Below are 23,962 nucleotides of genomic sequence, written 5' to 3' on the forward strand. Positions count from 1 at the left end.
GCGGGCTACCGGGTTACTCCCTGGGCGGGCGCCCCCCCTACGCGCGGGCCCCACCCGTACGGGGTGCAGGTGTGCTCACCCGCCGGGGGGGGGGGGGCCGCGGCCCCCGCCCCCCGGTGCGTCACCGCGTCACGCCGGCTTGAACCACACCGTGGCCAGCGGCGGCAGCGTCAGCGACACGCTCGACGGCCTGCCGTGGGACGGCACGTCCTCCGGCTTCAGCGGCTCCTCGTTGACCACACCGCCGCCCCCGTACCGGGCCGCGTCCGTGTTCAGGACCTCCGCCCACAGCCGGGGGCCCTCCGGCACCCCGAGCCGGTAGTCGTGCCGGACCACCGGCGAGAAGTTGGAGACCGCCAGCAACGGCGCGCCCTTCGCGTCGTGGCGCAGGAACGCGAACACGTTGTCCTCCGCCGCGCCCCCGTCCACCCAGGCGAAGCCCTCCGGACGGGTGTCGCGCTGCCAGAGCGCGGGCGTCGCCCCGTACACCCTGTTGAGGTCGGCGACCAGATCCCGCACCCCGCAGTGGTCGGCGGCCGCCTCGTACGACGGGTCCAGCAGCCACCAGTCCGGTCCGTGGCCCTCCGACCACTCCGCACCCTGCGCGAACTCCTGGCCCATGAAGAGGAGTTGCTTGCCGGGATGGGCCCACATGAAGCCCAGGTAGGCGCGGTGGTTGGCGCGCTGCTGCCACCAGTCGCCCGGCATCTTGGAGACCAGCGCCTGCTTGCCGTGCACCACCTCGTCGTGCGAGATCGGCAGCACGTAGTTCTCGCTGTACGCGTACACCATCGAGAACGTCATCTCGTTGTGGTGGTACTTGCGGTGCACCGGCTCCTTGGAGACGTACACCAGCGAGTCGTGCATCCAGCCCATGTTCCACTTCAGCCCGAAACCGAGCCCGCCGTGGTCGGTGGCCCGGGTCACGCCGTCCCAGGCGGTGGACTCCTCGGCGATGGTGACCACGCCCGGATTGCGCCGGTAGACCGTGGCGTTCATCTCCTGGAGGAAGGCGACCGCGTCCAGGTTCTCCCGCCCGCCGAACTCGTTCGGCGACCACTGGCCCTCCTCGCGCGAGTAGTCCAGGTAGAGCATCGAGGCGACCGCGTCCACCCGCAGTCCGTCGATGTGGAACTGCTCGCACCAGTACGTGGCGTTGGCGACCAGGAAGTTGCGGACCTCGGTCCGCCCGTAGTCGAACTCCAGCGTCCCCCAGTCCGGATGCGCGGCCCGCCTCGGGTCGGAGTGCTCGTACAGCGGCCGGCCGTCGAACTCCGCGAGCGCCCAGTCGTCGCGCGGGAAGTGCGCCGGCACCCAGTCCATGATCACGCCGATCCCGGCCCGGTGCAGCGCGTCCACCAGGAAGCGGAAGTCGTCCGGCGAGCCCATCCGGGAGGTCGGGGCGTAGAACCCGGTGACCTGGTAGCCCCAGGAGCCGCCGAAGGGGTGCTCCGAGACCGGCATCAGCTCGACGTGTGTGAAGCCCAGATCCTTCACGTAAGCGGGCAGCTGCTCGGCCAGCTGCCGGTACGAGAGACCGGGCCGCCAGGACGGCAGGTGCACCTCGTACACCGAGAACGGCGCCTCGTGCACCGGCACGTTCCCGCGGTTCGCCATCCACTCCTGGTCCTGCCACACGTGGTGCGCGGCCGTCACCACCGATGCGGTGGCGGGCGGCACCTCGGTGTGCCGGGCCATCGGGTCCGAGCGCGTCGTGTGCGAGCCGTCGGGGCGGCAGATGTCGAACTTGTACAGCGCGCCCTCCCCGGTCCCCGGCAGGAACAGCTCCCACACCCCGGACGCGCCCAGCGACCGCATCGGGAAGCCCGTGCCGTCCCAGTAGTTGAAGTCACCGCACACCCGCACGCCCCGGGCGTTCGGCGCCCACACCGTGAACCGTGTGCCCGCGACCCCCTGGTGCTCCATCGGCCGCGCCCCGAGCGCGGTCCACAGCTCCTCGTGCCGGCCCTCCCGGATCAGGTGCAGATCCAGCTCCCCGAGCGCGGGCAGGAAGCGGTACGGGTCGTCGACCTCGATCTCGTTGTCGTCGTACGCCACCAGCAGCCGGTACTCCGGCACCGAGGGCAGCGGCAGCACCCCGGAGAACAGCCCGTCCCCGTCGCTGTGCAGCGGCGCCCGCAGCCCCTTCGCGAGCACGGTGACCGACCGGGCGAACGGGCGCAGCACCCGGATCTCCACCCCGTCGCCCGCCTGGTGGGCGCCCAGCAGATCGTGCGGGGCGTGGTGCTCGCCGGCCAGCAGCCGGCCCCGGTCGGCGTCGTGCAGCGGGGTGGCCGGGCGCAGCTCCTGGCTGCCGGCGCTGCGGGGCCTGGGCGGCGCGGCGGCCTTCTTCGCGCGCTTCGCCGGGGCGGCGCTCCCCTTCGCGGCGGTCTTCTTCGGGGCCCGCTTCTTCGCGGGCGGCCCGGCCTGCGGCGAGGAGAGGGTGGCGGCGATCGGCTCCTCGGCGAGCGGCAGCTCGGCGGCGGGCGCGGCGGGCGCGGCGGGTGTGACGGGCGCGGCGGGCTCGGACTTGCGGGACGGCTTGCGGGCGGTCACAGGGACTGCCTCCTCGGAGGTGTTGGCGGGGCGGTACGGACGGGGCGGTACGGGGGACGGGGCATCCTCAGCCGGCGGAGACCGAGGCCAGGCGGTGGATCGCGGCCATCGGGACCGGTAGCCAGTCGGGCCGGTGCCGGGCCTCGTACAGCACCTCGTACACCGCCTTGTCGGTCTCGTGGGCGCGCAGCAGCTCCGGCTCGGCGCGCGGGTCGGTGCCCGCCGCCTCGGCGTAGCCGTCGCAGTAGGCGTCCCGGCAGCGGGCGGCCCACTCGGGCTTCCAGGGCCGGTGCGAGCCGGCCGCGTAGTCGAAGGAGCGCAGCATCCCGGCCACGTCGCGCACCGGGGGCTGCGGGCTGCGGCGCTCCGGGAGCGGCCGGGCCGGCTCGCCCTCGAAGTCGATCAGCGACCAGAAACCGTCGGCGCCGCGCAGGGTCTGGCCGAGGTGGAGGTCGCCGTGCACCCGCTGGGCGGCCCAGCTGCGCCCCCGGTGCCCGAGCGCCGCGAACGCGTCGAAGGCGGTGCGCAGCCCGGGGACGTAGGGGACCAGCTCCGGCACCGCGTGGGCGGCGGCCTCCAGGCGCTCCACCATGGCGGCGGCCAGCTCGTCGGTCTGGGCGCGGCGGAGCACCGGGGTCGGCAGGGCGGCGGCGAGCGCGGTGTGCACCTCGGCCGTCGCCCGGCCCAGCGCCCTCGCCTCGGGCAGGAAGTCGTGCCCGGTGGCGAGGGCGCGCAGGGCGAGCTGCCAGCCGTCCTGGGCGCCGCGCAGATAGGGCTGGAGCACCCCGAGCGTCAGCCGCTCCGGGGTCGCCGCCTCGAACCAGGCGACCGGCGCGGGGACCCGCCCGCACCCCTCGCGGGACAGGGCGAGCGGGAGTTCCAGGTCGGGGTTGGTGCCCGGGAACACTCTGCGGAAGATCTTCAGGATGTACGCGTTGCCGTACACCAGCGAGGAGTTGGACTGCTCGGTGTCCAGTACCCGGGGCGGCAGGTCCTCCGGGATCGGCTCCGCGCCCCGGTCGAAGCGGACCGCGCCGAGCCGGCCGGGGGTGCGCAATCGTTCCAGCAGCAGCGAGGCGAGGCGCGCGTCGTGCAGCCCGTCGTAGACCGCGAGCCCGGCCAGCGGACCGTCGGGGACCCGGCCGATGGCGGCGGGCGCCAGGTGCTGGGGCAGCGCGGAGCGGACGCCGAGGAGCAACTGGTAGCAGTCCACGGGGGGCTGGGCGGGCATCGTGGGCTGGTGGACCCGCACCAGCAGGTGCAGGAGCCCGGGGGCGGAGCCGTCGCCGCCGTCCACCGGCAGTATCTCGGTGGCGGAGACGAGCGAGAAGGCGGTGATGGGCCGTCCCTTGCCCGCGAACCACCGCTGCCGGGGCAGCCATTCGTGGAGCAGCGGTCCGAGAGACGGAATCAGGGATGTGCTGTTCGCCAGGGTGACCTGAGCGGATGCAGCCTCCGACATGGCATCGCGTCCTTTCCCCGGGCACACCACAGGATGCGAAGAGTGTCCCGGATTGCGGCATTGGCTGTCCGGCTGTGCGGGACGTGTCGGGTCAGGATGATCCGTACGGACTCGACATGAGGGGATAGAAACGCCAGGAGGATCCAGGAAGCTTCCTGAACCACCCGGTATGGGTGCGGGTGCCCCGTGCGAGGCGGCGGTAACCGCCCCGCACGCGGCCCCGCGCGTCAGCTCGGCGGCGCGTCCTTGCGCAGCCGGAACCAGTAGAAGCCGTGTCCCGCGAGCGTCAGCAGGTAGGGCCACTGACCGATGGCGGGGAAGCGCACCCCGCCGATCAGCTCCACCGGATGACGCCCGTTGAAGGACCTGAGGTCGAGCTCCGTCGGCTGTGCGAACCGGGAGAAGTTGTGGACGCACAGCACGAGGTCGTCCCCGTGCTCACGGGTGAAGGCGAGCACGGCCGGGTTCGACGACGACAGTTCGTTGTAGGTGCCGAGGCCGAACGCCGGGTTCTGCTTGCGGATCTCGATCATCCGCCGGGTCCAGTGCAGCAGCGAGGACGGAGAGGCCATCGACGCCTCGACGTTGGTGACCTGGTAGCCGTAGACCGGGTCCATGATCGTGGGGAGGTAGAGCCGCCCCGGATCGCTGGAGGAGAACCCGGCGTTGCGGTCGGGCGTCCACTGCATCGGGGTGCGTACGGCGTCCCGGTCGCCCAGCCAGATGTTGTCGCCCATCCCGATCTCGTCCCCGTAGTAGAGGATCGGGGAGCCCGGCAGCGAGAGCAGCAGGGCGGTGAACAGCTCGATCTGGTTGCGGTCGTTGTCCAGCAGCGGCGCCAGCCGGCGGCGGATGCCGATGTTGGCCCGCATCCGCGGGTCCTTGGCGTACTCCGCGTACATGTAGTCGCGTTCTTCGTCCGTCACCATTTCGAGCGTCAGCTCGTCGTGGTTGCGCAGGAAGATTCCCCACTGGCAGTTGTCCGGGATCGCCGGGGTCTTCGCCAGGATTTCCGAGACCGGGTAGCGGCTCTCGCGCCGTACGGCCATGAAGATGCGCGGCATCACGGGGAAGTGGAACGCCATGTGGCACTCGTCCCCGCCCGACCCGTAGTCGCCGAAGTAGTCCACGACGTCCTCGGGCCACTGGTTGGCCTCGGCGAGCAGGACCGTGTCCGGGTAGTTGGCGTCGATCTCCTTGCGGACCCGCTTGAGGAAGTTGTGGGTCTCGGGCAGGTTCTCGCAGTTGGTGCCCTCGCGCTGGTAGAGGTACGGCACCGCGTCGACCCGGAAGCCGTCGATGCCCAGGTCCAGCCAGAAGCGGAGCGCGGAGATGATCTCCTCCTGCACCGCCGGGTTCTCGTAGTTGAGGTCGGGCTGGTGCGAGAAGAACCGGTGCCAGTAGTACTGCTTGCGCACCGGGTCGAAGGTCCAGTTGGACGTCTCGGTGTCCACGAAGATGATCCGGGCGTCCTGGAACTGCTTGTCGTCGTCGGCCCAGACGTAGTAGTCGCCGTACGGCCCGTCGGGGTCGGTCCGGGACTGCTGGAACCAGTCGTGCTGGTCGCTCGTGTGGTTCATGACGAAGTCGATGATCACGCGCATGCCGCGCTGGTGCGCGGCGTCCACGAACTCCACGAAGTCGGCGAGGTCGCCGAACTCCGGCAGCACGGCGGTGTAGTCGGAGACGTCGTAACCGCCGTCGCGCAGCGGTGACTTGAAGAAGGGCGGCAGCCAGAGGCAGTCGACCCCCAGCCACTGGAGGTAGTCGAGCTTGGCGGTGAGCCCCTTCAGGTCTCCGATGCCGTCGCCGTTGGAGTCCTGGAAGGACCGGACGAGCACCTCGTAGAAGACGGCACGCTTGAACCAGTCGGGATCGCGGTCCTTGGCCGGGGTGTCCTCGAACTTATCGGGGACGGGCTCATTGACGATCATGGTGTGGGTGACCCTCCGGTCGGCGGGGACGGTCGCAGGACGGCGATGTGCGCGGGCGTCACGCCCGGCTCAAGGCGCACATAGAACGTCCTGCCCCAGTGATAGGAAGTGCCGGTGAGCTCGTCGCGCACCGGCACGCTCTCGTGCCGGTCGAGGCCGAGTTGCGGCATGTCCAACGAGACGGTCGCCTCCTGGGTGTGGTGCGGGTCGAGGTTGACGACCACCAGAAGGATGTTCGAACCGGAACGCTTGCTGTACGCGATCACCGCGTCGTTGTCCGACGCGTGGAAGTGCACGTCACGCAGCTGCTGCAGGGCCGGGTGGCGGCGCCTGATCCGGTTGAGCGAGGTGATGAGCGGGGCGAGCGAACGGCCCTCGCGCTCTGCGGCTTCCCAGTCCCTGGGCCGGATCTCGTACTTCTCCGAGTCGAGGTACTCCTCACTGCCGTGGTGGATCGGGGTGTTCTCGCACAGCTCGTACCCCGCGTACACCCCCCAGGAGGGGGAGAGGGTCGCCGCGAGCACCGCCCTGGCCTCGAACGCGGGCCTGCCGCCTTCCTGAAGGTATCCCGGAAGGATGTCGGGCGTGTTCACGAAGAAATTCGGCCGCATGAACGCGGCGGTCTCACCGGCCAGCTCGGTCACGTAATCCGTGAGTTCCTGACGGGTGTTCCGCCAGGTGAAATACGTGTACGACTGCTGGAACCCGATGGCGGCGAGGGTGCGCATCATCGCCGGCCGGGTGAACGCCTCGGCCAGGAAGATCACATCGGGATCGGTGCGGTTGATCTCCGCGATGACCTTCTCCCAGAAGATCACCGGCTTGGTGTGCGGATTGTCGACACGGAAGATCCGCACACCCCGGTCCATCCAGAACCGCAGGATGCGTACGCTCTCCGCGACGATGCCCGGAAGATCCTTGTCGAAGGCGATCGGATAGATGTCCTGGTATTTCTTCGGCGGATTCTCCGCGTACGCGATCGAACCGTCGGCCCGGTGCTGGAACCACTCGGGGTGCTTCTCCACCCACGGATGGTCCGGCGAGCACTGGAGTGCGAAATCCAGGGCCACTTCGAGACGCAGGTTGCGGGCCGTCTCCACGAAATGGCCGAAGTCCTCCAGCGTGCCCAGATCCGGGTGGACCGCGTCGTGCCCGCCCTCCGCCGAACCGATCGCCCAGGGGACCCCCACATCGTGCGGGGCGGGGGTCAGCGAGTTGTTCGGGCCCTTGCGGTGCGTCGTGCCGATGGGGTGGATCGGCGGCAGGTAGACCACGTCGAAGCCCATCGCGGCGACCGCCGGAAGCCGCTCGGCCGCCGTCCGGAAGGTGCCGCTCACGAGCCGGGCCGGCTGCGGCTCGGCGGCCTTGGCGCCCCGGCCCTTGCGCGGCTCGACGGCCTCGTACCGGGCGCCCTCGGAGCGCGGGAACATCTCGTACCACGAGCCGTACAGCGCGCGCCGCCGCTCGACCACCAGCGGGTGCGGGCGGGACGCGGTGACCAGGTCCCGCAGCGGATGGCGGTCCAGCGCCGCCCGGGCCTCGGGCGCCAGGGCCGCCGCGAGGCGCGCCTCGGCCGGCCGGGACTCGTCGCGCAGCGCGTCCACCGCCGCCAGCACCGCCTCGCGGCCGTCGCGCTTCGGGACGCCCTCGGCGGCGCGCTCGTACAGCTCGGCGCCCTCGGCGAGGACCAGCGCGGTGTCGATGCCCGCCGGGATCTTGATCCCCGCCGCGTGGCGCCAGGTGGCGACCGGGTCGCTCCACGCCTCGACCGTGTACGTCCAGCGGCCCTCGGAGTCCGGGGTGACCTCGGCGCCCCAGCGGTCGGTGCCCGGCGCCAGCTCGCGCATCGGCGTCCAGGGGCCCGGGCGCCCGCTCGGGCTGCGCAGCACCACATTGGCGGCCACCGCGTCATGGCCCTCGCGGAAGACGGTCGCGGTGACCTGGAAGGTCTCACCGGCAACGGCCTTGGCGGGCCTTCTTCCGCAGTCGACGAGCGGATGGACGTCGAGAACGGGAATGCGACCGATCATGGAATCACCTGGGGGCTGGAGCTCGGACTCGGCAAAGTGGGCAGCGTGCGGCGAAGGCTGAACGCGCGCGCCGTGAAGATGGGGTTGCGTCCTTTCTAGCCGCTCCGTGGATGACTGGTGGGGTCTGGGCATGGCCGCTCCTGTGCGCGTTCACTCGAATGGCAGTCCAAACAGGTCGTATACGAACCGGGGACCGATCACCGACGGCCAGGGAATGAAGCGCGCGAGCGCCGGAGATGAACCGTCATCGGCTGTCATCCGAATGCATCCGTTCCGGGTACCGGAGAAGCCTTCCCCCGCATCGTGGTGGGCCAATCCGGTGATATGTCATCTGCTCGGGCGTACGGGGGACGTGGGAATGGGCGCCACCCGGCAGCTTTCCCTGTGGGGCCAGGGCCCACAAGACCGGAAGAGGAGAAGGAATCGGCCATAACGCCTGGGGTGTACGGGCCCGGTGGCGCCTTACGGGACCGGGGAGGCGTACGGGAAAGCCGTGCGCCGTGTCGGGCGCCCCGCGGACACGGCTACCGTCGAGGGTGACGGAGCGGCGCACATGGAGGTGCGTCCCGCTCGGATTCGTACGTCCCCTGTAAAGGTGGAATGCGTGAAGGCCATTCGTCGATTCACCGTGCGTCCCGTCCTTCCGGACTCCCTCCAACCCCTCAGCGACCTGGCGCGGAACCTGCGCTGGTCCTGGCACACCGAGACCCGTGAACTCTTCCGGGCCGTCGACCCGGCAGCCGGCTCCCGGGCGGAGTGCGACCCCGTACGCCTGCTCGGCTCCGTGTCCGCGGGGCGGCTCACCGAGCTGGCCCGGGACGAAGCGTTCCTGCACCGGCTCGCCGAGGCGTCCGCCGACCTCCGCGCGTATCTCCACGGCCCCCGCTGGTACCAGGAGCAGCGCGAGCAGGACGACGCGCTCCCCGCCGCCATCGCCTACTTCTCACCCGAATTCGGGGTGACCGCCGCCCTGCCCCAGTACTCCGGCGGGCTCGGCATCCTCGCCGGGGACCACCTCAAGGCCGCCAGCGACCTGGGCGTGCCCCTCATCGGCGTGGGGCTGCTCTACCGCCACGGCTACTTCCGGCAGAGCCTGTCCCGGGACGGCTGGCAGCAGGAGCACTACCCCGTGCTCGACCCGAACGAGCTGCCGCTCACCCTGATCCGCGAGGCCGACGGCACCCCGAGCCAGGTCGTCCTGGACCTCCCCGGCGGCCGGTCCCTGCACGCCCAGATCTGGCAGGCCCACGTCGGCCGGGTCCCCCTGCTCATGCTCGACTCCGACGTCGAGGAGAACCTCCCCGGTGAACGCGAGGTCACCGACCGGCTGTACGGCGGCGGCAGCGAGCACCGGCTGCTCCAGGAGATGCTGCTGGGCATCGGCGGCGTCCGCGCCGTGCGCGCGTACTGCCGGCTGACCGGCCACGCCGCTCCGGAGGTCTTCCACACCAACGAGGGCCACGCCGGCTTCCTCGGCCTGGAACGCATCCGCGAACTCGCCACGACCGGCCTGGACTTCGACGCCTCGGTCGAGTCCGTCCGGGCAGGCACCGTCTTCACCACCCACACCCCGGTCCCGGCCGGAATCGACCGGTTCGACCGCGAACTCGTCGCCCGCCACTTCGGCGAGGACGGCGAACTGCCCGGCGTCCCCGTCGAACGCGTCCTCGAACTCGGCACCGAGACCTATCCCGGCGGCGACCCGGGCGTCTTCAACATGGCGGTGATGGGGCTGCGGCTGGCCCAGCGCGCCAACGGCGTCTCCACGCTGCACGGCGCGGTCAGCCGGGAGATGTTCGCCGGGCTCTGGCCGGGCTTCGACGCGCCGGAGGTCCCGATCACCTCCGTCACCAACGGCGTCCACGCACCGACCTGGGTGGCACCCGAGGTCTACCGGCTGCGCGCCGAGTCGGGGGGCACCCCGGGCCGCTGGGACTCGGTCGCGGACATCCCGGCCCGCCGGCTGTGGGACCTGCGCCGCACCCTGCGCGAACAGCTGGTGGCCGAGGTCCGGCAGCGGCTGCACGCCTCCTGGCGCCACCGGGGCGCCCAGCCCGCCGAACTCGGCTGGATCGACGGGGTGCTCGACCCGGACGTCCTCACCATCGGCTTCGCCCGCCGCGTCCCCTCGTACAAGCGGCTGACGCTCATGCTGCGCGACCGGGACCGGCTGCGGGCGCTGCTGCTGCACCCGGAGCGGCCGGTCCAGATCGTCGTCGCGGGCAAGGCGCACCCGGCCGACGACGGCGGGAAGCGGCTGGTCCAGGAGCTGGTCAGGTTCGCCGACGACCCCCGGGTCCGGCACCGCATCGTCTTCCTGCCCGACTACGGGATGGCGATGGCCCAGAAGCTCTACCCGGGCTGCGACGTCTGGCTGAACAACCCGCTGCGCCCGCTGGAGGCGTGCGGCACGAGCGGGATGAAGGCCGCGCTCAACGGCTGCCTCAACCTGTCCGTGCTGGACGGCTGGTGGGACGAGTGGTTCGAGCCGGACTTCGGCTGGGCGATCCCCACGGCCGAGGGCAGCGCGCTGGACGAGGACCGGCGCGACGACCTGGAGGCGGGTGCCCTGTACGAGCTGATCGAGGACCGGGTCGCCCCGCACTTCTACGAGAGCGGGGACGAGGGGCTGCCCGGCCGCTGGATCGAGATGGTCCGCCGCACCATGGGCAGCCTGGGCCCCAAGGTGCTCGCCGACCGGATGGTCGCGGAGTACGTCGGGCGGCTGTACGCCCCCGCCGCGCTCGCCCAGCGCTCGCTGGACGCGCCCCGGGCGCGGGAGCTGGCCGGCTGGAAGGCGAAGGTCCGGGCCGCCTGGCCGAGGGTGGCCGTCGACCATGTGGAGGCGGTGACGCCGACCGCCTCCGGTACGACGGCGGAGCTGGGGTCCACGCTGGCGCTGCGGGTCCGGGTCTCGCTGGGCGCGCTGGCGCCGGACGACGTGGAGGTGCAGGCGGTGGCGGGGCGGGTCGACTCGTCCGACGCGATCTCCGAGGCCCAGGTCTTCCCGCTGAAGCCGGCGGGCGGCCAGGACCTGGAGGGCCACTGGCTGTACGAGGGCCCGCTCGCCCTGGACCGCACGGGACCGTACGGCTACACCGTGCGCGTGCTGCCCACCCACCGGCTGCTGGCCAGCGGCGCCGAACTCGGCCTGGTCGCGCAGCCGACCGGGGCCACGGGTGACGGCGGCGGTCTGCTGCTGCGCTGAGTTCCGCCCGGCATGCCGGAACCGCCCGGGGGGGCTTTCTCCTCCCGGGCGGTTCCGTGTCGGAGGCGGGTCATGCGGTGACCCGCGTGGGGGCGCTGGGGGGTCAGAAGGTCAGCTTGAAGCTGTTGATCTTCCCGGTGTCCCCGCTGTAGACGTCCTGGACCTTCAGCTTCCAGGTGCCGTTGGCCGTCTCGGACGAGGCGTTGACCGTGTAGGTCGTGTTGACGTTGTCCGCCGAGTCGCTGGAGGAGGAGTTCTTCAGCCGGTAGGTGCTGCCGTCCGGCGCGACGAGATCGATGACCAGGTCGCCGCGGTAGGTGTGGGTGATGTCCACGCCGACCTTGAGGGTGCTCGGGGCGTTGCCGGTGCGGCCGGTGACGGTGACCGAGCTGGTGACGGCGGAGCCGTGGTCGGGGATGGCCACGGGGGTGGTGTTCTGGAAGACCGTGCCGGTGCCGGGGTCGGTGCCGCCGGAGCGCGCACCGACGTTGATCCCGGCCCAGGCGTCCTGGACGGCCTTGTACTCGGCGCTGCTCGTGCCGTACAGCTCACCGGCCACCGCGAGCGTGCCGGTGCGGGCCCCCGCGTAGTTGGTGGTGGAGGTGAACTTGGTGGTGAGCGCCTTGAACCAGATCTGCTCCGCCTTCGCGCGGCCGATGCCGGTCACCGGCAGGCCGTCCGAGGTGGGGGAGTTGTAGCTGACGCCGTTGATGGTCTTCGCGCCGCTGCCCTCGGACAGCAGGTAGAAGAAGTGGTTGGCCGGGCCCGACGAGTAGTGCACGTCGATGTTGCCGATGCCCGAGTACCAGGAGTCCTTGGACGCCCCGTCCTTGCTGGGCTTGTCCTGGTAGCGCAGCGGCGTGCCGTCGCCGTTGATGTCGATCTTCTCGCCGATCAGGTAGTCACCCGGGTCGGCGGAGGTGTTGGAGTAGAACTCGACGGCGGTGGCGAAGATGTCGCTGGTCGCCTCGTTGAGGCCGCCGGACTCCCCGCTGTAGTTCAGGCCGGCGGTGTTCGAGGTGACGCCGTGGCTCATCTCGTGGGCCGCCACGTCCAGCGCGGTCAGCGGGTTGGCGTTGCCGCTGCCGTCGCCGTACGTCATGCAGAAGCAGCTGTCGTCCCAGAACGCGTTCACGTAGTTGTTGCCGTAGTGGACGCGGGAGTACGCGCCGACGCCGTCGCCCTTGATGCCGGTGCGGCCGTGCACGTTCTTGTAGTAGTCCCAGGTCTCGGCCGCGCCGTAGTGGGCGTCCGCCGCCGCGGTCTCCGCGTTCGAGGCGCTGCCGTTGCCCCAGACGTCGTCGGAGCCGGAGAAGAGGGTGCCCTTGCCGGACGTGCCGTGGTTCAGGTTGTACGTCTTGTGGCCGCCGCGCGCGGTGTCGGTCAGGTTGTACGCGCCGGAGGACCCGGAGGTCCCCAGGGTGACCTGGCCGCTGTACTCGGTGTTGCCGACGCCGTTCTCGATGGCCTGCCACTCGTAGAGCTTCGCTCCGGTGGAGGCGTCCGTGATGACGTGCAGCGCGTTCGGGGTGCCGTCCTCCTGGAGGCCGCCGACCACGGTCTCGTACGCCAGCTGCGGGGTGCCGGAGGCCATCCAGACGACCTTGCGGGGCGCCTTGGCGGCCTCGGCCTTGTCCGAACCGGCCGCCCTGGCCGCGCCGAGCGCCTGCTTGGAGGCCGCCGCCGGGGTGATGTCCGCGACCGTGTCGACGGCCTTCAGCTGGGCGGTGGTGGCGCGGGACGCCTTGACGACGCTCTCCGTCGCGCCGGCCTTGGTCTCCTGGACGACCAGGTCGCCGCCGAGGACCGGGAGGCCGTCGAAGGTGCGCTCGTAACGGGTGTGCGTGGTGCCGTCGTTGTCCTGGACGACGTCGCGGACGACGAGCTTCTCCTGGGACCCGAGGCCGAGCTTCTTCGCCGTGGCCGCCCGGCTCGCGGTGGCCTCGCGGATCAGCTCGGCGCGCTGCGAGGGCGAGAGCTGCTTGGGCAGGGCGCCGGGGTTCGCCTTGGCGGCGGTGGCGCTCCTGGCGGTGCCGTCGTCCGGGGCGGCGGAGGCCGATCCGGTCTGGGCGCCTACGGCGAGGAGGGCGGCTGCGGCTATGAGAGCGCCGGTCGCGGTGGCACGACGGCTGTGCGTGGATCTCACGCGGACTCCTTCTGCAGGGGGGTACCGGCGGCGGGGTGAGCCGTCCGGGCAGAGCAAGCAGAGCGCGGAACGGGGTGAAGAGTGTCAGGAGTCGGCCATCTCTGTCAGGACCGCGTCAACAACTTGGCCGGAATTCGTTCGTTGCCGGAAGATGCGTGTTCGTTAAGCGGACGTTTCGCGGAGCGTCGCCCGGCCGTCCCGCAGGGGTCGCAGAGTGCCTCGGCGGGCCGAAAGCGCAGGGCGCGTGAGGGGTGCGGGCGGAAGAGCGGAGTGCGACGCGCATGTGAACAAGCGGAAAGTTCCCACCTGTCGAGACAGTGTGGAGGCGTGGCGCGATCTGACTGCCCGTCCCCGCGGCACCGGGGACGGACAGCCGGGGCGGCACCGGGGCGTCAGGCCAGGCTCTCCCGCCAGGCGCGGTGCAGACCGGCGAACCGGCCCGTGCCCGCGATGAGCTCGGACGGCGTGCCGTCCTCCACGATCCGCCCCCGCTCCATCACGAGCACCCGGTCCGCGACCTCCACGGTCGAGAGCCGGTGCGCGATCACCACCGCGGTGCGGCCGTGCAGCACCGTGTCCATCGCCTGCTGCACCGCGCGCTCACCGGGGATGTCCAGCGAACTGGTCGCCTCGTCGAGGATGAGCACCGCCGGGTCGGCCAGCAGCGCCCGGGCGAACGCCACCAGCTGCCGCTGTCCCGCCGAGATCCGGCCGCCCCGCTTGCGCACATCGGTGTCGTAGCCGTCGGGCAGACCGGTGATGAAGTCATGGGCGCCGATCGCCTTCGCGGCCCGCTCGATCTCCTCCCGGCCCGCCTCCGGCCGGCCGATCGCGATGTTCTCCGCGACCGTCCCGGAGAACAGGAACGCCTCCTGGGTCACCATCACCACCCCGCGCCGCAGCTCGGGCGTGGCCAGGTCGCGCAGGTCGGTGCCGTCCAGCAGGACCCGGCCGGCGCTCGGGTCGTAGAACCGGGCCAGCAGCTTGGCGAGCGTCGACTTGCCGGCCCCCGTGGAGCCGACGACGGCCACCGTCTGCCCCGCCGGGATCGTCAGGTCGAACCGGGGGAGCACCTCGCCGCCCGTCCGGTATCCGAAGCTCACCCCGTCGAAGACCACCTCGCGGCCGGGCTGGTCCCCGGCCCTGGCCGGCAGTTCGCGGGGCTCCAGCGCCTCCGGGACCGTCGGCGCCTGCGCCAGCAGCCCGGCGATCTTCGCCAGCGAGGCGGCCGCGGACTCGAAGGAGTTGAGGAACATGCTGAGCCGGTCGATCGGGTCGTACAGCCGCCGCAGATAGAGCACCACCGCGGCCAGCACCCCCAGCGCGAGGCCGCCGTCCGCGACGCGGTAGGCGTCCCACAGCACGATTCCGGCCACCGCGGTGTTGGCGACGAGCCGCGAGCCGACGACGTACCGGGCGTTCTCCAGCATGGCGTCGCCGTTGGCGGACCGGTGACGTGTGTTCAGCTCCAGGAACGCCGCGTCGTTGACCCGCTCGCGGCGGAACGCCTGGACGGGCCGGATGCCGTTCATGGTCTCCGCGAACTTCACGACGACCGCCGCGATCGCCGTCGAACGGCCCGCGAAGATCACCGAGGAGCGCTTCCGGTACAGCCGCACCAGCAGATACAGCGGCAGGAAGGACGCCACCGCCGCCGCGCCCGTCGCCAGGTCCAGCCAGAGCAGCACCACGGCGATCGACGCGAACGACAGGACGATGTGGATCAGCTCCTGGAGCCCTTCCTCCAGCAGCTCCCGCAGCGACTCCAGGTCGGTCGTGGACCGGGAGATCAGCCGGCCCGAGGTGTACCGCTCGTGGAAGTCCACGCTGAGCGCCTGCGCGTGGCGGAAGATCCGGCCGCGCAGGTCGAGCAGGACGTCCTGGCTCACCCGCGCGGACAGCCGGATGAACGCGTACTGCAGGGCGCCCGAGACCACCGAGCAGAGGGCGTAGCCCAGCGCCACGGCGATCAGCGGCCCGTAGTCGTCGTCGCGGAAGGCGGGCACCCCGCTGTCGATGGCGTACGCGACCAGCAGCGGCCCCGCCTGTACCGCCGCCTGCTGCAACAGGATGGCCAGCGCGGACGCGGCCACCCGCCCCCGCATCGGCCGCAGCAGCGAGGCGAGCAGCTGCCGGGTGGCGCCGCGCGGCGTGGGCAGGTCGTCGCGGTCGAAGGGGTCCCCGGCCGCCTCGGGGGACGGCGCGTCCAAGGCGGGCCGCCGCTCGTCCTCCTCGCCGCCGGGCTCGGCCGGCCGTCCGGTCGTCGTGCTCGTCATCGGGTGCTGCTCTCCTCGGCAGGGGCCTTCGCGCCCAGGGGTCGGGTGGGATCGGTGCCGGGCGCGGGCTCCGCCTCGTGTGCGGGCGTCGTCTGCGGACCGGCCTCCACGCCCGCATCGTCAGGCGCCCCCGCCTCGTCCGCCGCCCCCGCGCCGGACATCAGCCAGGCGTACTCGGCGTTGGTGCGCAGGAGCTCCTGATGGGTGCCGACCGCGCTGATCCGGCCCCCGGACAGCAGCGCCACCCGGTCCGCGAGCATCACGGTCGACGGCCGGTGCGCGACCACCACCGCCGTGGTCTCCGCCAGGACCTGCCGGAGCGCCGCCTCCACCAGGGCCTCCGTGTGCACGTCGAGCGCGGAGAGCGGATCGTCGAGGACCAGGAAGCGCGGCCTGCCCACCACCGCGCGGGCCAGGGCGAGGCGCTGGCGCTGGCCGCCGGACAGGCTCAGGCCCTGCTCGCCGACCTGCGTGTCCACCCCGTGCGGCAGCTCCTGGACGAAGCCGGCCTGGGCGACCGAGAGCGCCCGCTGCAGTTCCTCCTCGCCGGCCCCCTCGGCGCCCATCAGCACGTTCTCCCCGACGCTCGCCGAGAAGAGCGTCGGCTCCTCGAACGCCACCGACACCAGCTCCCGCAGCCGGGCGCGCGGCATGGCGGTGATGTCCTCGCCGTCCAGCGTGATCCGCCCGGCCGTCGCCTCGTACAGCCGGGGCACCAGCGAGGTCAGCGTGGTCTTGCCGGACCCCGTCGCGCCGACCAGGGCCATGGTCTCGCCCGGCCGGACGTGCAGGTCGATGCGGTCGAGCACCGGCGCCGAGCCCTCCTCCGCGTCGGGATAGCGGAACCCGACGCCCTCGAAGGCCATGCCGCCCGCTTCGGGGGCCGCGGTCGCGGCCGCCCGGCCGGTGTCCTCCTCCTCGGCGGCGTCCATCACCTCGAAGTACCGTTCGGTCGCCGTCGCCGCCTCCTGGCTCATCGCCAGCAGGAAGCCGATCGACTCGACGGGCCAGCGCAGCGCGAGCGCCGTGGAGAGGAAGGCGACCAGGGTGCCCGCCGACAGACGGCCGTCGGCGACCTCAATCGTGCCGAACACCAGGGCGGCCCCGATGGCGAGTTCGGGGAGCGTGGTGATGAGGGTCCAGATCCGCGCGAGCAGCCGGGCCTTGGCCAGCTCCGTGCCGCGCAGCTTCCCGGCGAGCGCCCGGAAGGCGTCGGACTGGCTGCGGTGGCGGCCGAAGCCCTTGATGATGCGGATGCCGAGCACGCTCTCCTCGACCACGGTGGTCAGGTCGCCGACCTGGTCCTGGGCGCGGCGCGCGACCGCGGCGTACTTCGCCTCGAAGGCCGAGCAGATGATCACGAGCGGGACGACGGGAGCGAGCAGCACCAGGCCGAGCGTCCACTCCTGGAACAGCAGCACCACGAAACCGACGAGGATCGTGGTCGCGTTGACCAGCAGGAAGGTCAGCGGGAAGGCGAGGAACATCCGGACCATCATCAGGTCCGTCGTCCCGCGCGAGAGCAGCTGCCCCGAGGGCCAGCGGTCGTGGAAGGCCACGGGCAGCCGCTGGAGGTGCCGGTAGAGGTCCCCGCGCATCGACGCCTCGACCCCGGCCAGCGGGCGCCCCACCATCCACCGCCGCACCCCGAACAGCACCGCCTCGGCGACGCCCAGGAGCAGCAGGTACAGCGCGCCGAGCCAGACCCCGCCCGGGTCCGAGTCCGCGACCGGGCCGTCCACGATCCACTTCAGGACGAGCGGGATCACCAGGCTCAGACAGGAGGCGACGACCGCCACCAGGGCGGCCCCGAAGAGCCGTGCCCGTACCGGCTTCACGTACGGCCACAGCCGCAGCAGCGCGCGTACGGCCGACCGGTCCTTGGGTACTACATGTTCCTGGTGCATCAGGGAGGAGCCTACGGTCCGTCCGGATACCGGTCCTCCGTTTTTATCCGGCCCCGGTACAACGGCGGACGCCCGGCAGCCCTTACGACCTCGCCCGCAATTGTCGGCGGCGTCACGGCGCCTGGGACCTCCGCCTCCGGCGTTGTCGTCGGTCGCGATGGCTCCGCCATCGCTCCCTCCTCCGCCTTGGATTCGAAGGCCCCAGGCGCCGCTCCTTCTTCCGCCGACAATCGCGGGCGAGGTCGTTAGTGGTCGTAGGGGACATCAACCGATCGGCCGATGCCGGTTCGAGCGCGATGGCCGATACCGGGGCGGGCCCGCCGGGCGGATGCTCGGTGCCATGGCAATCATCGAAGCGAACGGGGTGCGCAAGTCCTACGCCGGCCGCCCCGTGGTCGACGGGGTCTCCTTCTCCGTCGAAGAGGGGGAGATCTTCGGGATTCTCGGCCCCAACGGCGCGGGCAAGACCACCACCGTCGAGTGCGTCGCGGGCCTGCGGGTCCCCGACGCGGGCACCGTCCGGGTCGCCGGGCTCGACCCGGTCGCCGACCGCGACCGGGTGACCGGGCTGCTCGGCACCCAGCTCCAGGAGAGCGAACTCCAGACCAAGATCACCGTAAGGGAGGCCCTGGAGCTGTACAGCGCCTTCTACCCGCGGCCCGCCGACTGGCGCCCGCTCGCCGAACGGCTCGGCCTGGACGGCAAGCTGGACACCCGCTTCCACCGGCTCTCCGGCGGTCAGAAGCAGCGCCTGTCCATCGCGCTCGCCCTCGTCGGCCGGCCCCGCGTCGTCATCCTCGACGAGCTGACCACCGGCCTCGACCCGCGTGCCCGGCGCGACACCTGGCAGCTGATCCAGGACGTGCGCGACGGCGGCGTCACCGTCGTGCTCGTCACCCACTTCATGGAGGAGGCCCAGCGCCTCTGCGACCGCATCGCCGTCATCGACAAGGGCCGCGTCGTCGCGCTCGACACCCCGGCCGGTCTCGTCGCCGGCGCCGACGGCTCCACCGTCATCTCCTTCACCCCCTCCGAACCCCTGCCCGAGGCCGAACTCGCGGGGCTCCCCGGCGCGGTGTCGTACGAGACCGAGGGCGGCCGGGTCGTCATCAACGGCACCGACGAGACCGTCAACGCCGTGATCTCGCTGCTGGCCCGGCTCCGCGTCACCGCCCACCGCCTGCGCGTCTCCGAGGCCAGCCTGGACGACGCCTTCCTCGGCCTCACCGAGCGCACGGCGCCCACGGAGGACCCCGACCGCACCGGCCCCGCCGACGGGCCCGGCCTCACAGAACGGGCAGCCTGAGATGGCCACCGCACACACCGCCCCCGCCGCGTCCGACGTCCCCGCGCCCCGTACCGCCGTGCCCGGGGCGACGCTCGCCGTCCTCAGAGCGGAGACCCGGCTCTTCCTGCGCGAACCCGGCAGCCTCTTCTGGATCGTCGTCTTCCCGACCGTGCTCCTGGCGATCCTCGGCTTCGTCCCGTCCTTCCGGGAGCACGACGACGGGCTCGGCGGCCGGCGCGTCATCGATCTGTACGTGCCCGTCGCGGTGCTGCTCGCCCTGATCATGTCCGGGCTCCAGGCGATGCCGCCCGTGCTCACCGGCTACCGCGAACGCGGCATCCTGCGCCGCATGTCCACCACACCGGTGCGGCCCTCCGCGCTGCTCGGCGCCCAGATCGCGCTGCACGGCGCCGCCGCCCTCGTCTCCGCCCTGCTGGTCGTGGCCGTCGGCCGGATCGCCTACGGGGTGCGGCTGCCGGAGCAGCCGTTCGGCTATCTGCTGGCGCTGCTGCTCGCGGTCTTCTGCGTCCTCGCCATCGGCTCGCTGATCTGCGCCCTGTCCCGTACGACGAAGATCGCCGCCACCGTGGGCTCGCTCGTCTACTTCTCCATGATGTTCACGGCGGGCGTCTGGGTCCCCGTCCAGGCCATGCCCGACGCACTGCGCCGCATCGTCCAGGCCACCCCCTTCGGCGCCGCGTCCCAGGCCCTGGACGAGGCCGCCCGGGGCTCCTGGCCGAGCTGGGCCTACCTCGGCGCGGTCGCCGCCTGGGCCCTCGCGGCCGGGTGGACCGCCATCCGCACCTTCAGGTGGCAGTAGCCGGGGGAGACTTTCCCGCATGAGCGCACACGTCACGACGGCCGAGCAGTGGTGGGGGCGGTTCTTCCGGTACGGCCCGTACGGGCTGCTCGCCCTGGCCACCGTCGTCTCGGCCGTCTCCCGGAACCTCGTCATGTCCCCGGCCGACGAGCGCGCCGCCCTGGTGCTCCTCCCGGCGGCGCTCGTCCTCCAGCTCTGGTGGTCCCGCACCGCACCAGGCGCCGGGCCGGCGTCCGGGATCGGCTACTTCATCGCCCGCACCCTGCTGGCCCTCGGGCTCACCTGGTGCAACCCGTTCTTCTCCATCTACGCGGTGCTCGGCTACTTCGACGCCGCCCGGCTCCTCCCGAAGCGCGGCATCCGGCCCGGCCTGCTCGCGATCGCCGTCATCATGGCGGGCGCGCAGAGCGGCAGCACCCTGCCGCCCGCCACCCTGATGAACTGGGTCGTCTTCGGCGTCGTCCTGGCCGTGCACGCCACGCTCACCATGGTCTTCGCGCAGATCGGCGACCGGGAGGCCGAGCAGGACCGGGCCCGCACCGAGACCATCACCGCCCTGGAGACCGCCAACGCCCGCCTGGAGCAGGCCCTCGCGGAGAACGCCGGACTGCACGCCCAGCTCCTCGTCCAGGCCCGCGAGGCCGGGGTGGCCGACGAGCGCAGCCGGCTGGCCGCCGAGATCCACGACACCATCGCCCAGGGCCTCACCGGCATCATCGCCCAGCTCCAGGCCGCGACCTCCACCGCCGACACCGACCCGGACCTCGCCCGCGAACACCTCGTACGCGCCGCCGGCCTCGCCCGGCACAGCCTCGGCGAGGCCCGCCGCTCGGTGCACAACCTGCTCCCCGCGGCGCTCGAACACGACGACCTGCCCGGCGCGCTCGAGAAGACCGTCGCCGCCTGGTCCGAGCGCACCGGGGTGCGCGCCGAGTTCACCGTCACCGGCACCGTCGCCCCCCTGCACGACGAGGTCGGCGCCACCCTCCTGCGCATCGCCGAGGAGGCCCTGGCCAACGCCGGCCGGCACGCGCAGGCGTCCCGGGCCGGGGTCACCCTGTCGTACATGGGCGACGAGATCACGCTCGACGTCCGCGACGACGGCCGCGGCTTCGACCCGGCCGGGCTTCCCCCCTACCGGGGAGCCGGCGGATTCGGCCTCGGCGGCATGCGCTCGCGCGCCGAGCGCATCGCGGGCACCGTCGAGGTGGAGACCGGACCGGGCCTCGGCACGGCGGTCAGCGCCCGCGTACCGATGGTGCCGCACGCCTGACCCCGTCCATTACCGTGGGCGCCATGGACCGGGAACCCGCGCGCGTCATCACCCTGATCGTCGTCGACGACCACCCCGTCGTACGGGACGGGCTGCGGGGGATGTTCGCCGCCGCTCCGGAGTTCCGGGTGCTCGGCGAGGCGGCCGACGGGGTCGAGGGCGTCGAGATGGCCGCCCGGCTCGACCCCGACGTGGTGCTCATGGACCTGCGCATGCCGGGCGGCGGCGGGGTCGCCGCGATCACCGAGCTGACCCGGCGCGGCGCCCGCTCCAAGGTCCTCGTCCTCACCACGTACGACACCGACTCCGACACCCTGCCCGCGATCGAGGCGGGCGCGACCGGCTACCTCCTCAAGGACGCGCCCCGCGAGGAGTTGTTCACCGCCGTCCGGGCCGCCGCCGAGGGCCGGACCGTCCTGTCACCGGCCGTCGCGTCGCGGCTCGTCTCGGCGGTCCGCGCCCCGGCCGCCCCCGGCAACGAGACGCTGTCCGCCCGGGAGCGCGAGGTGCTGGCGCTCGTCGCCCGGGGAACCTCCAACCGGGAGATCGCCGCCGAGCTGTTCATCAGCGAGGCCACCGTGAAGACCCACCTCACCCACCTCTTCGCCAAGCTCGGCGTCAAGGACCGGGCCGCCGCCGTGGCCGCCGGCTACGACCGGGGCATCCTGGGCTGACCCGGCCCGCTCACTCCCGTACGCGCAGCAGCAGCACCGACCGCTCCGGCACCGTCAGCCGCTCGCCGCCGGGGTGCACCGTGCCCGGGGGCGCGGCCTGGTCCTCGCGCGCGGTGTCCAGGAGCAGTTCGTACGCCTGCGCCCACGGCGGACCCGGCAGCAGGAAGTCCGCCGGTTCGTGGCCCGCGTGCAGGACGGCCAGGAAGCTGTCGTCGGTCACCTGCTCACCGCGCGCGTCCCGCCCCGGGATGTCCCGGCCGGAGAGGTAGAGCCCGACCGTCGCGGCGGGCGCGTACCAGTCGGACTCGGTCATCTCCGTGCCCGCGCGCGTGAACCACGCCAGGTCCCGCAGCCCGTCCGGGGCCTGCGGCCGGCCGGAGAAGAACGCCCGGCGGCGCAGTACCGGATGGCGGTGGCGCAGCGCGAGGACCCGCGCGGTCAGCGCCGCCAGCTCCCGCCACTCGGGCTGTTCCAGCAGCGACCAGTCCACCCAGCCGGTGTCGTTGTCCTGGCAGTACGCGTTGTTGTTGCCGCCCTGCGTACGCCCCATCTCGTCGCCCGCGACCAGCATCGGCACCCCGGTCGACAGGAGCAGCGTGGTGAGCAGGTTGCGCAGCTGGCGGCGGCGCAGCGCGTTGACGCCCGCGTCGTCCGTCTCGCCCTCGGCGCCGCAGTTCCACGCCCGGTTGTCCGAGGTGCCGTCCCGGTTCTCCTCGCCGTTGGCCTCGTTGTGCTTGTCCTGGTAGCTCACCAGGTCGCGCAGCGTGAACCCGTCGTGCGCGGTGACGAAGTTGACCGAGGCGTACGGGCGGCGCCCGCCCCACGCGTACAGGTCGCTCGACCCGGTCAGCCGGTAGCCGAGGTCCCTCACGTCGGGCAGCGCGCCGCGCCAGAAGTCCCTTACGGCGTCCCGGTAGTGGTCGTTCCACTCCGTCCACAGCGGCGGGAACGCGCCCACCTGGTAGCCGCCGTTTCCGACGTCCCAGGGCTCGGCGATGAGCTTGACCCGGCGCAGCACCGGGTCCTGGGCGATCACCGCGAGGAACGGCGAGAGCATGTCCACGTCGTGCATGGAGCGGGCCAGCGCCGCCGCCAGGTCGAAGCGGAAGCCGTCCACGCCCATCTCGGTCACCCAGTACCGCAGCGAGTCCGTGATGAGCCGCAGCACGTTCGGCTGGACGACGTGCAGGGTGTTCCCGCAGCCCGTGTAGTCCGCGTACCGGCGCGCGTCGCCCTGGAGGCGGTAGTAGCCGCGGTTGTCGATGCCGCGCAGCGACAGCGTCGGGCCCAGCTCGCCCGCCTCCGCGGTGTGGTTGTAGACGACGTCGAGGATGACCTCGATGCCCGCGTCGTGCAGCGCGCGCACCATCCGCTTGAACTCGCCGACCTGGCCGCCCGCCGTGCCGCTCGCCGAGTAGCCGGCGTGCGGGGCGAAGTAGCCGATGGAGTTGTAGCCCCAGTAGTTGCGCAGTCCGCGCCGCAGCAGGTGGTCCTCGTGCGCGAACTGGTGCACCGGCAGCAGCTCCACCGCCGTCACCCCGAGGTCCTTCAGGTGCCCGATCGCCGCCGGGTGGGCGAGCCCCGCGTAGGTGCCGCGCAGCTCCGGGGGGATGCCGGGGTGGCGCCGGGTGAAGCCCTTCACGTGCAGCTCGTAGATGACGGAGTCCGCCCACGGCGTCTTCGGCCTGCGGTCGTCGGCCCAGTCGTCGTCATCGTGGACGACGACCCCCTTCGGTACGTACGGGGCGGAGTCCCGTTCGTCCCGGACGGTGTCCGCGAACCGCTGGTCGGGCCAGTCCCTCACATGGCCGTACACCTCGGCCGGAAGGGTGAATTCGCCGTCCACGGCCCGGGCGTACGGATCGAGCAGCAGCTTCGCCGGGTTCCACCGGGCGCCCGTCCACGGGTCCCACCGGCCGTGCACCCGGTATCCGTACCGCCGGCCCGGCCGGACCCCGGGCACGAAGCCGTGCCAGACCTCGTGGGTCAGCTCGGTCAGGGGGAGCCGGGTCTCCGTGCCGTCCTCGTCGAAGAGGCACAGCTCGACGGCCTCCGCGCCGCCCGCCCAGAGTGCGAAATTGGTGCCCGCCACCCCGTCGGGGCCGGTCCTGAAGCGGGCGCCGAGCGGCATCGGCGCCCCCGGCCACACCGCCGGCGGGCGCCGGTCGGGCGCCGCGTCGGCGACCCGTTCCGCGACCGCCCCGGCCGTCCCCGCGTCCGTCTCCGGTACTGCCTCCTGCTCGGCTGCGCTCGACACCTGCTCGCCTCCCGCGGCTCGTGGGACCGGCACCGGAAGGGGGTGGGCGGCGTCCCGGCCGCGGCTCCCCGAGTGCGGCCGTCCCCTGTGTTCTGCCCACCGGGCGGCCCGCACTCACGTTTCCCTCGACC

General features: G+C 72.3%; 13 protein-coding genes. 5 read left to right on the forward strand and 8 right to left on the reverse strand.

What is annotated here, in order from left to right; genetic code table 11:
- Positions 1-129: 129 nt before the first annotated feature.
- The 4 genes from glgB to ACLQ2N_RS01870 all read right to left on the reverse strand — a co-directional run bounded on the left by glgB (position 130) and on the right by ACLQ2N_RS01870 (position 7,982).
- Complete coding sequence (glgB, locus tag ACLQ2N_RS01855; RefSeq protein WP_425808526.1) at positions 130-2,556, reverse strand: 1,4-alpha-glucan branching enzyme; 2,427 nt, start codon at positions 2,554-2,556, stop codon at positions 130-132.
- A gap of 67 nt (positions 2,557-2,623) precedes the next feature.
- The gene (locus ACLQ2N_RS01860) at positions 2,624-4,018 is read right to left on the reverse strand and encodes a maltokinase N-terminal cap-like domain-containing protein (RefSeq protein WP_425808527.1); all 1,395 of its coding nucleotides are present in this window, start codon (positions 4,016-4,018) and stop codon (positions 2,624-2,626) included.
- Between the two features lie 227 nt (positions 4,019-4,245).
- Positions 4,246-5,952, reverse strand: coding sequence for a maltose alpha-D-glucosyltransferase (gene treS / locus ACLQ2N_RS01865; RefSeq protein WP_425808528.1), 1,707 nt, complete (start codon positions 5,950-5,952; stop codon positions 4,246-4,248).
- On the reverse strand, positions 5,949-7,982 hold the full coding sequence (locus tag ACLQ2N_RS01870) for a maltotransferase domain-containing protein (protein WP_425808529.1): 2,034 nt from the start codon (positions 7,980-7,982) through the stop codon (positions 5,949-5,951). Before ACLQ2N_RS01870 ends, treS begins: the two co-directional genes overlap by 4 nt.
- 604 nt (positions 7,983-8,586) lie before the next feature.
- Between ACLQ2N_RS01870 and glgP the strand changes: the two genes are divergently transcribed.
- Positions 8,587-11,190 carry an alpha-glucan family phosphorylase gene (gene glgP, locus ACLQ2N_RS01875; protein ID WP_425808530.1) on the forward strand — a complete coding sequence of 868 codons (2,604 nt, stop codon included), beginning with the start codon at positions 8,587-8,589 and terminating at the stop codon, positions 11,188-11,190.
- 103 nt (positions 11,191-11,293) lie between these two features.
- Here the strand turns inward: glgP and ACLQ2N_RS01880 are convergent, their stop codons facing one another.
- The 3 genes from ACLQ2N_RS01880 to ACLQ2N_RS01890 all read right to left on the reverse strand — a co-directional run bounded on the left by ACLQ2N_RS01880 (position 11,294) and on the right by ACLQ2N_RS01890 (position 17,519).
- Positions 11,294-13,336 carry a M4 family metallopeptidase gene (locus ACLQ2N_RS01880; protein WP_425808531.1) on the reverse strand — a complete coding sequence of 681 codons (2,043 nt, stop codon included), beginning with the start codon at positions 13,334-13,336 and terminating at the stop codon, positions 11,294-11,296.
- A 392-nt stretch (positions 13,337-13,728) separates the two neighbouring features.
- Positions 13,729-15,612 (reverse strand): ABC transporter ATP-binding protein, encoded by a 1,884-nt coding sequence (locus ACLQ2N_RS01885; protein WP_425808532.1) that lies wholly within the window; start codon positions 15,610-15,612, stop codon positions 13,729-13,731.
- The gene (locus tag ACLQ2N_RS01890; protein WP_425808533.1) at positions 15,609-17,519 is read right to left on the reverse strand and encodes an ABC transporter ATP-binding protein; all 1,911 of its coding nucleotides are present in this window, start codon (positions 17,517-17,519) and stop codon (positions 15,609-15,611) included. The genes ACLQ2N_RS01885 and ACLQ2N_RS01890 overlap by 4 nt, the downstream gene beginning before the upstream one ends.
- A gap of 340 nt (positions 17,520-17,859) precedes the next feature.
- On the opposite strand from ACLQ2N_RS01890, the gene ACLQ2N_RS01895 reads away from it, so the two are divergent.
- The 4 genes from ACLQ2N_RS01895 to ACLQ2N_RS01910 are packed head-to-tail and all read left to right on the forward strand — an operon-like array spanning position 17,860 to position 21,574.
- Positions 17,860-18,825, forward strand: a complete 966-nt coding sequence (locus ACLQ2N_RS01895) for an ABC transporter ATP-binding protein (protein ID WP_425808534.1) — start codon at positions 17,860-17,862, stop codon at positions 18,823-18,825.
- Position 18,826: 1 nt separating this feature from the next.
- Complete coding sequence (locus ACLQ2N_RS01900; protein WP_425808535.1) at positions 18,827-19,627, forward strand: ABC transporter permease; 801 nt, start codon at positions 18,827-18,829, stop codon at positions 19,625-19,627.
- A gap of 19 nt (positions 19,628-19,646) precedes the next feature.
- A complete protein-coding gene (locus ACLQ2N_RS01905; protein ID WP_425808536.1) occupies positions 19,647-20,900 on the forward strand; it encodes a sensor histidine kinase in 1,254 nt (417 codons plus the stop codon).
- Positions 20,901-20,923: 23 nt separating this feature from the next.
- On the forward strand, positions 20,924-21,574 hold the full coding sequence (locus ACLQ2N_RS01910) for a response regulator (protein ID WP_425808537.1): 651 nt from the start codon (positions 20,924-20,926) through the stop codon (positions 21,572-21,574).
- A 10-nt stretch (positions 21,575-21,584) separates the two neighbouring features.
- Here the strand turns inward: ACLQ2N_RS01910 and glgX are convergent, their stop codons facing one another.
- On the reverse strand, positions 21,585-23,831 hold the full coding sequence (gene glgX, locus ACLQ2N_RS01915) for a glycogen debranching protein GlgX (protein ID WP_425808538.1): 2,247 nt from the start codon (positions 23,829-23,831) through the stop codon (positions 21,585-21,587).
- Between the last annotated feature and the right edge of the window lie 131 nt (positions 23,832-23,962).

Origin of the sequence: Streptomyces sp. DT224 (assembly GCF_049844595.1) — a bacterium.
Taxonomy (GTDB): Bacteria; Actinomycetota; Actinomycetes; order Streptomycetales; family Streptomycetaceae; genus Streptomyces.

Bases quoted from the DNA above. Each gene is read 5' to 3' on its own strand.
- ACLQ2N_RS01860 (WP_425808527.1), bottom strand. From the start codon at position 4,018: ATGTCGGAGGCTGCATCCGCTCAGGTCACCCTGGCGAACAGCACATCC.
- treS (WP_425808528.1), bottom strand. From the start codon at position 5,952: ATGATCGTCAATGAGCCCGTCCCCGATAAGTTCGAGGACACCCCGGCC.
- ACLQ2N_RS01870 (WP_425808529.1), bottom strand. From the start codon at position 7,982: ATGATCGGTCGCATTCCCGTTCTCGACGTCCATCCGCTCGTCGACTGC.
- ACLQ2N_RS01885 (WP_425808532.1), bottom strand. From the start codon at position 15,612: ATGACGAGCACGACGACCGGACGGCCGGCCGAGCCCGGCGGCGAGGAG.
- ACLQ2N_RS01890 (WP_425808533.1), bottom strand. From the start codon at position 17,519: ATGCACCAGGAACATGTAGTACCCAAGGACCGGTCGGCCGTACGCGCG.
- ACLQ2N_RS01895 (WP_425808534.1), top strand. From the start codon at position 17,860: ATGGCAATCATCGAAGCGAACGGGGTGCGCAAGTCCTACGCCGGCCGC.
- ACLQ2N_RS01900 (WP_425808535.1), top strand. From the start codon at position 18,827: ATGGCCACCGCACACACCGCCCCCGCCGCGTCCGACGTCCCCGCGCCC.
- ACLQ2N_RS01905 (WP_425808536.1), top strand. From the start codon at position 19,647: ATGAGCGCACACGTCACGACGGCCGAGCAGTGGTGGGGGCGGTTCTTC.
- ACLQ2N_RS01910 (WP_425808537.1), top strand. From the start codon at position 20,924: ATGGACCGGGAACCCGCGCGCGTCATCACCCTGATCGTCGTCGACGAC.